The sequence below is a fragment of the Cytophaga aurantiaca DSM 3654 genome (genome assembly GCF_000379725.1).
In the GTDB taxonomy this organism is placed as follows: Bacteria; Bacteroidota; Bacteroidia; order Cytophagales; family Cytophagaceae; genus Cytophaga; species Cytophaga aurantiaca.
Genome location: NZ_KB903637.1, coordinates 45,500 through 57,251 on the forward strand (window position 1 = coordinate 45,500; position 11,752 = coordinate 57,251).

Here is an 11,752-nt window from a genome sequence, read left to right on the forward strand (position 1 = left end):
GCAATTTACCATTTTTTTTCTCCTAATTTCACTTATTCAACCTATGTTTTTTGCCTGCCAGTCAGGATGTTATTTTGATTTTTCTATGAATAAGCTACCAACTCTTTTATTAACAGCACTTTTAATGTTTTGTAATGGCCGAATTCTGGCTCAAATATATGATTTTGAGGATGGTGTAATACCAGTATCCTGGAAAGGTGACCGTACTAATTTTCAAGTATCCAGCACAAACGAATTTCAATTAAATGCACCTGCAGGTTCAACTTCTTCTTCTTTATTCTGGCCCAGTATCACCACGCAGAATTGCATCTGGGAGTTTTATGTGAAATATGCGTTTGGAGCTTCATCAACTAATTATGCAACATTTTATTTGTTCTCAACGGAAACAGATTTTTCATCTGCAAGTAATGTTTCTTATTATCTCAAAATAGGCGGAGCTTCAGGAAGCACGGATAAAATTGAATTGATCTATCAGCAAGGATCAAGCAAGCAAGTAGTGCTCGAGAGTCGCACAGGTATTGTTGGTGGAAGCGAAGTAACTTGTCGTATCCAGGTATCTAAAAATGCAATGGGGATGTGGGAATTAAAAACAGACACAACCGCAGGACATAATTATGTGAAAGAAGCCAGTGCGCAACATTGGATAGCAAATACATTTAACTATTCAGGCATTCGTTGTTTGTATTCTTCTACACGAAGAGATAAAATTTATTTTGATGACATTGTAATTTACGAACCGTTTGTGATAAAAAGCTATGCATTTGAAAACGATTCAACGCTAAAAATATATTTCAATCAAACACTAGCAGCAGGCTTGCAGCCATTTGTTAATGAGGATTTTAATATGCCTTACAGGTTAAGCAGCGAAGGCAATTATTTACTCATATCTTTTCAGGGGCCACTTCTATCGGATACATACAGAGGAACAATAAGCAACATATTTTCCAGCAGTGGAGATTCTTTGTCGGACACTTCATTTGAAATAATTAAACAACTTACATATTATGTAGGTCAGATACGAATCTCAGAATGGATGAGTGATCCAAGCCCATCATATGGCTTGCCTGAAGTGGAATGGGTTGAGCTTGTGAACATGTCAAACGAGCAAATAGATTTGAGTAAAATAAGTATTTCTGACCCTTCGTCTAAAATTAGACTTCCTGCATATAGATTGAATTCCGATTCGGTTGTTATTGTATGTTCACTCAATACATGTAAATATTTTTTAAGACAAAATTGTATTGAAGTGAATGCTTTACCTAGCTTGAATAATAGCGCAGACTCTATTTTTATTTGGGCGAACGACAGTTTGTTGATTGATCTGGTCTCGTATAATACATCAGTGATGTCAACTGACTTCAGGAGTGATGGAGGTTATTCCATAATGCGAAAAACATATCCTGAAGAATGTATGTTATCTCAAGAAATCGATTTCTCTCAGGAGCATGTTGGAGGTTCTCCCGGATACATTTCAGGAGTAATTATAAGCAGTACATTAGCAATTAACGCCACAGTTCTTTCTGTTAGAGAAGTAAGCATTAAAATGAATACAAAAGTATCTGGATGGGACACATCTTTCTACGCATTGCTAGGAGTTGATCATGCGGTATACAATAGATACAGTTACGGCACTTCTTATACGCTTTATTTGCAACAAGTATTAGAGGAAGGAAACGCATATAATTTGTTAATAGATTCTATCCGTACCTGTCGAAATCAGATGAAATATGTAAATACAGAAATAGAAATTATCTATCCAAAACAGATTGAAAAAAACGAAGTATTTGTAAATGAAATTCTATACAACCCAAATTCCGGAGGCGTTGATTTTATTGAATTGTATAATACAACTTCAAAATATATTCAATTCCGGCAAACACATTTTTATAACGAAAGTAATGGTGTTGTACAGCATCTGTATTTTTCAGATGACGTTGTAATTAAGCCCTTGGGTTTTGTAGTACTTACCTCCGATACGGCTATTTTAAAAGAGCAGTATGCCAATACAATCAGTGCAAATGCATTTCAAATCACACATTTTTTATCCTTACCCGATACAGGGGGCAAATTGACTTGGGTAGCACCAAATTCAGATACATTAGATCAGGTCTATTACGGAGATTCGTATCACAATCCCTTGCTTAGAAATACGGAAGGATATTCTTTAGAAAAAGTATCTTCATCAGATTCATATTTTTCTGTATCAAATTGGACAACATCAGCAGTAAACGCAACCCCTGGATACATTAATTCTCAGCATGAAGTATCTGATAAAATTCAACAAAAAGGATTTTATTGTAATCCATGCCACGTAACAACAAATCTCAATGGTGTGAATGATTATGTGATGCTGCATTTGAACGAAGCCGCACAAGGATGTTTTGGTTCTATTGGGATCTATCGATTGTCAGGAGAAAAGGTGCTAGACCTTCTTGTTAATCAGTCGCTTGGAAATATGAATACGATCCAATGGAATGGACAGCAGCAGGGAGGGGCTTTGCTTGAAGCCGGAATTTATATTGCAGTTGCACAATGGTGGACTTCCAATGGGCAAGTATACGTTTCAAAAATTGCCATAAGTACTTCACAGTATTGAAAATATATAGCCATTTGTGGATAACCAAGCGTGTATGTAACCTTTTTTATAGTATTTTTGTATAGGTTTTTAGGTAACACGTTCATTAAATCACAATAGCATTATATTATGAGTACGAACAAAAAGAAGTCTGTTACAAAAAAAGTTGCAAAGGTTGTTAAACCCGCCAAATCTGTTGCAACAAAAAAAGTGGCAAAAAAAGCAGTTGTAAAAAAATCGGTTGCTAAAAAGGTAGCCGTTAAAAAAGCAGCAGTGAAGAAAGTAGCCGCCAAGAAAACAGTTTCTAAAAAAGTTGTTGCCAAGAAGCCGGCAGTAAAAAAAGTTGAGAAGAAAATCATTTCTCCTAAAACGACTAAAGTTGACTCAAAAAAACCTGTCAAATCTGCCCCATCTAACGTTAAAATTGTTGCAAAGTCTATTTCTAAAACGAAAGAAATGAAAAAGGAAGACAAAGAAAAAAACTCTAAAGACGCGACTCCTCAAGTGCCTAAGAACATGCCTTTACTTAGACAAGAGCCTGCTTATCTTCAACGCACAATGAACGCACCTAAGGATGATCGTACACACTATTCAAAAGAAGAATTAAAGGAGTTTGAGGCTATAATTACAGATAAACTGGAACTTGCGCGCAAACAATTCCAATTTGCTAAAGATGTATTAAATCGCAAAAACGATGAAGGTACCGACAATACAACCGGCAACATAAAAATGCTTGAAGATGGAGCGGACGTTCTTGAAAAAGAAAGTTTCAGTTCTTTTGCTGCGCGCCAACAAAAATTCATACTTCAGTTAGAAAATGCGCATGCCCGCATCAAAAATGGCACATATGGAATCTGTATTGTTACAGGCAAGTTAATTCCTAAGGAACGCCTAAAATTAGTGCCGCACACGCAGCACACAATTGAAGCGAAAGAACAAAGAAAATAATAATGTAAATGAATTTCTTACAAAATCATATCGAAAGCATCATTTTCTGCGCAACAGACCCGGTTAAGCCTGATGAAATCCGTCAGTGTATGTCGGAGATGTTTGAAGCAGAAATACCGTTAGATGATATCCTAAATGCAGTTGATGGATTGCTTTCTAAATATGAAGATGAAATGTACCCATTTCAGATATTGCAAATAGGGGGCGGTTATCAGTTTATGACCAAACCTGCATATCAATCAAGCTTGGGTATTTTTCTTAAGCAAAAGTCTAAAAAACGACTTTCTACTTCTGCATTGGAAACAATGGCAATTGTAGCTTATAAACAGCCAATCACCAAAGGGCAGATTGAGCAAATCCGTGGTGTAAACTGCGATTATGCAATGCAGAAGCTTCTTGAGAAAGAATTGGTTGAGATTCAAGGCAAATCTGACGGCGTTGGTCGTCCGATTCTATACGGCACAAGCCAGAAGTTTTTAGAATATTTCGGAATAAACAATATAAAAGACTTACCTTCGCCTAAAGATTTCACTTCAGAAGTAAACGAAATCGGAGAGGTAAATGATCCGGAATTTATTGCCTTAGCCAGTCAGGCAATTGCGGAAATCAGCGGAGAAGAAATTCCAGATGAGGATATAGAAGAAACCCCTCAAGAGGATTTGCCGGATTCCCCGGAAGATACAAGCACAGAAAATGAGCAAACAGAGAACGAATAATAACAAGAGGCCCGCTAATAGCAGGCCTGCTTCGTCTAAAGGCAGATCCAATTCGTCAGAAGGCGGTCGTGGCCCTAAATCATCCAATACAAGATCAACATCATCTCGTAGTGAAGATGGACGCTCCTCGCGTTCAGGCTTCGATAAAAAAGCTTCTTCAAAAAGACCTTCTTCATCAAGAGGTAAGGCAGATTCAGGAGATTCCAAAAGAGGTCCGAAAGAAGAAAAAGATTTATACGGTTCGAAAAGAACTACTCAGTCTAAGCCGAAAAAATTCGAAACATCCAGAAGAGATGTAGGAAGAGGGCCTTCAGGTCGTAAACCTGCTAAAAAAGGTTATACTTCAGATAAAGCTGATAAGGAAGAAAATTTCATTCCATACGATAAACGTTCAGACGATACTAAAAGTCCTTACATACGTCGCGGAGCTCGTGCTTCTGACGAAGAGCCTAGAAGAGAAGAGCGTGGTGCAGCAAAGCGTTCTTATACAAAAAGAGGCGAGGGTACTGCAGAATATAGAAGCAGAGCGGGAGAAGGAAGGTCATCTGTTCCTAAAAAATACGCAGCGAAGAAAGATTCAGATTCCAGAAGTACAGGTGCACGTGGCGAAGCTGCAAAGTTTCCAAACAAACGTTCAGCTTCACCCCGAACTACAAGAGGCGACTCGTCTGATAAGCCTTCAGCAAGTCCTGCAAGGAGATCTTTTGATTCTGAAAAATCATCTGCACCGAAAAGAACTTTCAAGAAAGATGACGAAGCAGCGAAACCTCGTGGCAGAAGAGAAATTAAAAACGATGACTTCGATGACGATGATTTCGATGAAGAAAGCGATAAAAAGGAGAAACCAAAATTTGATAATGATCAGGTAAAGAAGGGTCGCAAAGCTTACGAAAACAAATTAGACAAACTTAGCAAACCCAAACCCAATACTGTTAAGGTGAGCGCGCCGGATTCGTACGATATTCGATTGAATAAATACATCGCGAATTCAGGCATTTGTTCGCGTCGTGAAGCCGATCAATTGATTGCTGAAGGTACAATAAAAGTAAACGGAGTCGTTGTTACTGAACTTGGCTACAAAGTTAAGCCAGAGGATTCGGTGAAATACAACAACAAAGTATTGAAGCCTGAAAAATTTGCGTATGTATTATTGAATAAGCCGAAAGATTTCATCACTACTATGGATGATGAGAATGAACGTAAAACAGTAATGCAATTAGTTGCAAATGCTACGAATGAGCGTATTTATCCGGTTGGAAGATTGGATAGAAATACAACAGGATTATTACTATTTACGAATGATGGTGAATTAGCTCAAAAATTAACACACCCATCAAACAAAGTTAAAAAGATATACGAAGTTGAATTGGACAAGCCACTTACTGCAGAAGATTTTGATAAAATTGCGGATGGTAAAATTCACTTATTTGATGGTCCGGTTAAAGTAGATGAAATTGCAATCATCTCTCCAAGCAAGAAAGTAATTGGCATTGAAATTCATGAAGGGCGTAACAGAATTGTTCGTCGTATCTTTGAATCACTTGGATATGATGTTCAAAAGCTTGATCGTGTTATGTACGCTGGTTTAACGAAAAAGAATGTTTCGCGAGGCTCTTGGCGCTACTTAACAGCTACTGAAGTGAATAAAATTAAATATTTAGATTAATTCAATTCAACTATAAAGCTATATATCTATTATGAAAGAATTATCAGATGTAATTTTGGATCGCATAGATGCAATATGCGAAGAAGCAGATTTGCTTTTTGAAGATGAAAAAAGCGAAGAAGCAATTGCTAAATATAACGAGGCACTAACATTGTTGCCTGAGCCGATTGAAGAATACGAGCCGTCTGCATGGTTGATCTCTTCTATTGGTGATGTACATTTCTTTGATGAAAAGTATGATCTTGCCCTGGCTCAATTTGAGCATGCAATCGGGTGTGTAGATAGCGAAGAAAATCCATACTTGTTATTACGTATTGGGCAATGCCATTTTGAATTGGGAGATATGGAGGAAGCAGAAGATGCATTTCATGAAGCATATCTGATCGAAGGAGAAGAAATTTTCGAAGAAGAAGAACCTAAATATTTAGAGTTCTTGAAAAGTAAAATGGAAATTTCTGAGTAACAAAAACGCAAAGATTTAATAAAATCATATCATCCAAAACCTGCTTCATTCAAGCAGGTTTTGTTTTTTAGCGGGCAACTTTTATCTTATTTAAATTAGGTGTATATTCTATTGTTCATTTAATAAAGTCGGAAATTATGGGTATTAAATTCATTTTGAAACTGCTTCCTTGGGCACTGATCTCTGTGTTAGCTGGATATATTTATTTTACGCATACTTCATTTTTCAGTTCTGATGATACCGAAGATAAAATTGAAGTCACAAATAATATCATTATTGAAAAAATAGAATTGCTGGGAAAGCTGGAGCTATGTAAATTTTACATGAAAGATATTGTTGAACATAAAGTGATTGCTCCTTGGTATGATAAGAATTCAAAAGTTATCTTGATTATTTCAGGCGAAGCAGTTGGTTGTATTGACCTAAGAAAAATAGATTCCACAGCAGTGCAGATCACCGACAAGCAAGTAATCATAACGTTGCCACCTGCAGAGATCTGCACTTTTAAAGTAGATCATCAAGCATCTAAAATCTATGATATTGAAACAGGATTTTTTGAAGACGATAAAAAAATAATTGATAAGGCCTATCAATTAGCAGAAGCAGAAATTCAAAATTCAGCAAAAAAGATGGGTATTGAAAAACAAACGCGTTTGAATGCCGAAATAATTTTGAAGCCGTTTTTGGCTGGAATAACGGATAAGGAAATTGTTTTAAAATAAGATCAAAGGTGAATTCGCCTGAAGAATTCCCAAAGCACAATACCACCGGTAACAGAAACATTGAACGAATGTTTCGTGCCGAATTGAGGTATTTCAATGGCATTGTCACTCATATGAATTACTTCTTCACTTACGCCATAAACTTCATTACCAAAGATCAATACAAATTTCCCTTCTTTGTTTAATTGAAAATCTTGAAGAGCAATACTTTTGTTCGTTTGTTCAATAGAAAGAATTTCATAACCAGAATTTTTTAAAGAAGGTAAAAAGTCTACCGCTGATACTGCATATTCCCACTCAATAGATTCTGTAGCGCCTAAAGCTGTTTTGTGTATTTCTCTATTAGGAGGAGTCCCGGTAATACCACATAAATATATTTTTTCAATTTGAAAGGCATCGGCAGTTCTGAAAAAAGACCCAACATTGTGAAGACTGCGTACATTGTCCAATACAACTATAATCGAAGTTTTTTTAATGTTTTTGAACTCATCAACCGACAAACGGTTTAATTCGTCCATAGAAAGCTTTTTCATAGGCTATATTAAATGTACAGCAATCAGGGCTGTGTTAATAACTCAATTGGCAAATCCAATGCTCAATCCTTAAATTTATCCTTGGCAATTCAAACAATTATAAAGGCTTGGATCAAGTTTGAAATAACAAGATTCAAATCTACGCAATTGAAAATAAAACATTCTATCACAAAACACATTTGAATCGATTTCGACCGATCAAATTTCAAATACTCCATTCACATAATAAATAATTGTTGTGAGCAAAACCAAAGAATTTACTGAAACACCATTAATGAAGCAGTATAATGCAATTAAAGGAAAATATCCTGGCGCATTGTTATTGTTTCGCGTAGGTGATTTCTATGAGACATTTTCAGAAGACGCTGTTAAGGCAGCGAAAATTTTAGGCATAACATTGACGAAAAGAGGAAATGGTACTGCTTCTGAAACTGCATTGGCGGGCTTTCCACATCATTCATTGGATACATACTTGCCAAGACTTGTGCGTTCAGGCTTACGCGTTGCAATATGTGATCAATTGGAAGATCCGAAATCTGTGAAAGGAATTGTTAAGCGCGGAGTTACAGAATTGGTTACCCCCGGGGTTTCTTTTAATGATCATGTACTGGATGTAAGCAAGAATAATTACCTGGCATCAGTTCATTTTCAAAAGGATGTATTAGGCATCTCTTTTCTTGATGTTTCTACAGGTGAATTTTTAACAGCTCAAGGTGACAAAAACTATATCGACAAACTACTTCAAAGTTTTTCTCCTTCGGAAGTGTTGTTCTGTAAAAATAAAAAGGAAGTCTTCAATGAATACTTTGGCGATCGATACAATACGTACGCACTTGAGGATTGGATATTTGCATACGATTTCACATATGATTTACTAACCCGTCATTTTCAAACAACTTCATTAAAAGGTTTCGGTATTGAAGAAATGGCTGAAGGTATAACATCTGCAGGCGCTATTCTTCATTATCTAAATGAAACAGAACACAAAGAAGTCAGACATATAACACGGGTTAATCGAATAGAAGAAGAGCGTTACGTCTGGCTCGATCGATTTACCATTCGCAATCTTGAGCTGGTTCAGTCTCAACAAATTGAAGGAGTACCTTTGATCGAAATTTTGGATCATACGAAAACTCCGATGGGAGCACGCTTGCTGAAGAAATGGTTAATTCTTCCGTTGAAAGAATTAACTCCGATTCAAGAACGACTCGACACCGTTCAGTTGCTTGTAAATAATCCTGATTTTGCGAATGAATTAAATGAAGAGCTCAAACCTATTGGAGATCTTGAACGTTTGATTTCTAAAGTTGCTGCAAGAAGAGTTAATCCTCGTGAAATGGTTCAGTTAAAGCGCTCGTTAGAACGTTTAACGCCCATACAGGACGCATTAAAAAAGCAAGGGCAGCATGTGTTATTGAAATTGGCTGAACAGATCAATCCATGCGAATATCTTGCAGGCAGGATATTGAATATGCTGAAAGAAGATGCTCCAGTCTTAACAAATCTTGGAAGAATAATCAAAGATGGCTGTAATGCAGAGCTGGATGAGCTTCGTGCAATAGCATATACCGGCAAAGATTATTTGTTGCAGATACAGCAAAGAGAAGTAGAACGTACCGGAATCAGCTCATTGAAAATTTCTTACAATAAAGTGTTCGGATATTATTTAGAAGTAACGAATACTCATAAAGACAAAGTTCCTGCTGATTGGATTCGTAAGCAAACGCTTACAGGTGCAGAACGTTATATTACAGAAGAGCTTAAAGTATACGAAGAGAAAATTTTAGGAGCTGAAGATAAAATCAATATCATCGAGCAAAAGATGTTTCAGGATTTAGTTCTTGAAGCAGAAAGTTATATCAACCCAATTCTGCAAAATGCACGCGTGATCGCGCACATAGATTGCCTTTGCTCTTTTGCTCATACAGCTACGGTTAATAATTATTGCAAGCCTGTTGTAGAAGACAGTGCATTGATTGACATTAAAGCCGGTCGCCATCCGGTCATTGAAAAACAATTGCCTTTAGGCGAAAGCTATGTGCCGAATGATATTTATTTGGATGATGAAAATCAGCAGGTGATGATCATTACTGGTCCCAACATGGCCGGTAAATCCGCATTGCTTCGGCAAACTGCATTGATTGTATTGATGGCACAGGCAGGCAGTTTTGTTCCTGCGACTAATGCAACGATTGGGACAGTAGATAAAGTATTTACAAGAGTCGGAGCTTCAGATAACCTTTCAAAAGGGGAATCAACCTTTATGGTTGAAATGAATGAAACGGCGAGTATCTTAAATAATCTGAGCGGAAGAAGTCTTGTATTGATGGATGAGATTGGTCGTGGTACAAGCACATATGATGGTATTTCTATTGCATGGGCAATTGTTGAACACTTGCACAATCATCCGCACTTCAGGCCGAAAACATTATTTGCAACGCATTATCATGAGTTGAATCAATTAACAGAAGATTTAAAACGTGTTAAAAATTTCAATGTGTCCGTTAAGGAAGCCGGCAACAAAGTTATTTTCATGCGAACACTTAAACCTGGCGGAAGTGAGCACAGCTTTGGTATTCACGTTGCTCAGATGGCGGGCATGCCAAATAGCTTGGTATTGCGAGCAAATGAAATCATGAAGCATCTGGAGAAGGAGCATGTACGGGAAGATCATGAAGACAGACTGAAGGAGATTCCTAAATCTACGATGCAGATGAGTTTATTTGAAGCAGCAGATCCTGCATGGGATTCAATAAAGAAAATATTAACTCAAACAGATGTTAATATAATGTCTCCAGTAGAAGCGCTGTTAAAATTAAATGAGTTAAAACAAATGATTAAATAGAGATATGGTTTAACTCATTAAAAACTTTTGCTTAAAAGTTTATTGTAACAACTTGTAAACGAACTTTATTTAACTTTTTAAGATAAATAATATAAAAAAATGGAATTCAGGTATTGCATAATTAAAGCAAAGTGTTACCTTTGCATCCACAATTAATTAATACAACGCGAAAGTAGCTCAGTTGGTAGAGCACGACCTTGCCAAGGTCGGGGTCGCGAGTTCGAATCTCGTCTTTCGCTCTTCTTATAAAGAACCTCTTTAGTTGAAGAGGTTCTTTTTTTGAAACCTGATTGCTCGGATGGTGGAATCGGTAGACACGCAGGACTTAAAATCCTGTGAACCTTAAAGTTCGTGTGGGTTCAAGTCCCACTCTGAGTACAAAAGGCTCTCTGTTTACAGAGAGCCTTTTTTGTTTTATAGCATTCAGCAAATATTAAGGAAGTCATTTTAGATGCTTGTTCTTTAGAAAATAAGGTCATATGAAGTTCGATGAATATTTTGCTAGCGGTTGACCTCAGTTATTTGATAAAAATGTTAAAAAATATTTATTTTTCTATTTATCACATTATCAATTATTAAATAGCTAAAAAGTATCACTGTATCGATTTAAGACGTGTTTTAAAGGTATTTTTTCTGAGCAATATTTGGATTCTGGGATAAAAATTATCACCTTTGCAACCCGATAAGTTTGGAAGGAGCTTTTGAGGTAATTGACGAGTTGAGTAATGAAATAAATAAAAAATAATTTTTGTAAAAAGGTTGTTTGGAATAAAAAAGTAGTTACCTTTGCAGCCCGTTAGATTGTAAACGGGAATAAAAGTTGATCAGACGGAAGGTTTGATTGAGATTGAAAAAAAGGAGTTAGGNAANGCAGCGATGTTTGACTAATTACAATTCGGAAGCNNNAAGCTGAAGAAAAAGTTCTTTGAGGTATTGGATAAATAAAATAGTGGACTATTAAATAATAATTGGAGCCTAGGACAGACAAATCGTTTTTTGTATTTATACGAAAGACAAACTAAAGTCTAATTTGCTTTCCGGCAGATTAGCATTAGGATACAAACTTTACAATGGAGAGTTTGATCCTGGCTCAGGATGAACGCTAGCGGCAGGCCTAATACATGCAAGTCGAGGGGCAGCGGGGTAGCAATACTGCCGGCGACCGGCGCACGGGTGCGTAACACGTATGCAACCTACCTTAAACTGGGGGATAGCCCGGGGAAACTCGGATTAATACCCCATAACACGTGGATGTCTCATGACAATTACGTTAAAGATTTATCG

Annotated in this window: 8 protein-coding genes, 2 tRNA genes and 1 rRNA gene; 10 read left to right on the forward strand and 1 reads right to left on the reverse strand. The window is 36.8% G+C overall.

Features of this window, described 5'->3' with window-relative positions; all coding sequences use genetic code 11:
- The first annotated feature begins 85 nt into the window (after positions 1-85).
- From A3EE_RS0110195 to A3EE_RS0110220, 6 genes are all read left to right on the forward strand, one after another.
- Entirely contained in the window at positions 86-2,596 is a 2,511-nt protein-coding gene (locus A3EE_RS0110195) for a lamin tail domain-containing protein (protein ID WP_157446971.1), read from the forward strand.
- Between the two features lie 537 nt (positions 2,597-3,133).
- On the forward strand, positions 3,134-3,523 hold the full coding sequence (locus A3EE_RS0110200; RefSeq protein ID WP_026209720.1) for a TraR/DksA family transcriptional regulator: 390 nt from the start codon (positions 3,134-3,136) through the stop codon (positions 3,521-3,523).
- Between the two features lie 8 nt (positions 3,524-3,531).
- Entirely contained in the window at positions 3,532-4,239 is a 708-nt protein-coding gene (gene scpB, locus A3EE_RS0110205) for an SMC-Scp complex subunit ScpB (RefSeq protein ID WP_018343346.1), read from the forward strand.
- Positions 4,217-5,905 (forward strand): pseudouridine synthase, encoded by a 1,689-nt coding sequence (locus A3EE_RS0110210; RefSeq protein WP_018343347.1) that lies wholly within the window; start codon positions 4,217-4,219, stop codon positions 5,903-5,905. The genes scpB and A3EE_RS0110210 overlap by 23 nt, the downstream gene beginning before the upstream one ends.
- 31 nt (positions 5,906-5,936) lie before the next feature.
- Positions 5,937-6,368, forward strand: a complete 432-nt coding sequence (locus A3EE_RS0110215) for a tetratricopeptide repeat protein (protein WP_018343348.1) — start codon at positions 5,937-5,939, stop codon at positions 6,366-6,368.
- Positions 6,369-6,505: 137 nt separating this feature from the next.
- Positions 6,506-7,090: a DUF4230 domain-containing protein gene (locus A3EE_RS0110220; RefSeq protein WP_018343349.1), complete on the forward strand. Its 585-nt coding sequence runs from the start codon at positions 6,506-6,508 to the stop codon at positions 7,088-7,090.
- A 2-nt stretch (positions 7,091-7,092) separates the two neighbouring features.
- Here A3EE_RS0110220 and A3EE_RS0110225 read toward each other — a convergent pair whose 3' ends face one another.
- The gene (locus A3EE_RS0110225; protein WP_018343350.1) at positions 7,093-7,623 is read right to left on the reverse strand and encodes an RNA methyltransferase; all 531 of its coding nucleotides are present in this window, start codon (positions 7,621-7,623) and stop codon (positions 7,093-7,095) included.
- Between the two features lie 274 nt (positions 7,624-7,897).
- Between A3EE_RS0110225 and mutS the strand changes: the two genes are divergently transcribed.
- The 4 genes from mutS to A3EE_RS0110250 all read left to right on the forward strand — a co-directional run.
- A complete protein-coding gene (mutS, locus tag A3EE_RS0110235; RefSeq protein WP_033417831.1) occupies positions 7,898-10,468 on the forward strand; it encodes a DNA mismatch repair protein MutS in 2,571 nt (856 codons plus the stop codon).
- 166 nt (positions 10,469-10,634) lie between these two features.
- Positions 10,635-10,707 (forward strand) — tRNA-Gly (locus A3EE_RS0110240).
- A 53-nt stretch (positions 10,708-10,760) separates the two neighbouring features.
- Positions 10,761-10,846: transfer RNA gene (locus A3EE_RS0110245), tRNA-Leu, on the forward strand.
- A 689-nt stretch (positions 10,847-11,535) separates the two neighbouring features.
- Positions 11,536-11,752 (forward strand): 16S ribosomal RNA (locus A3EE_RS0110250); the annotation flags it as partial.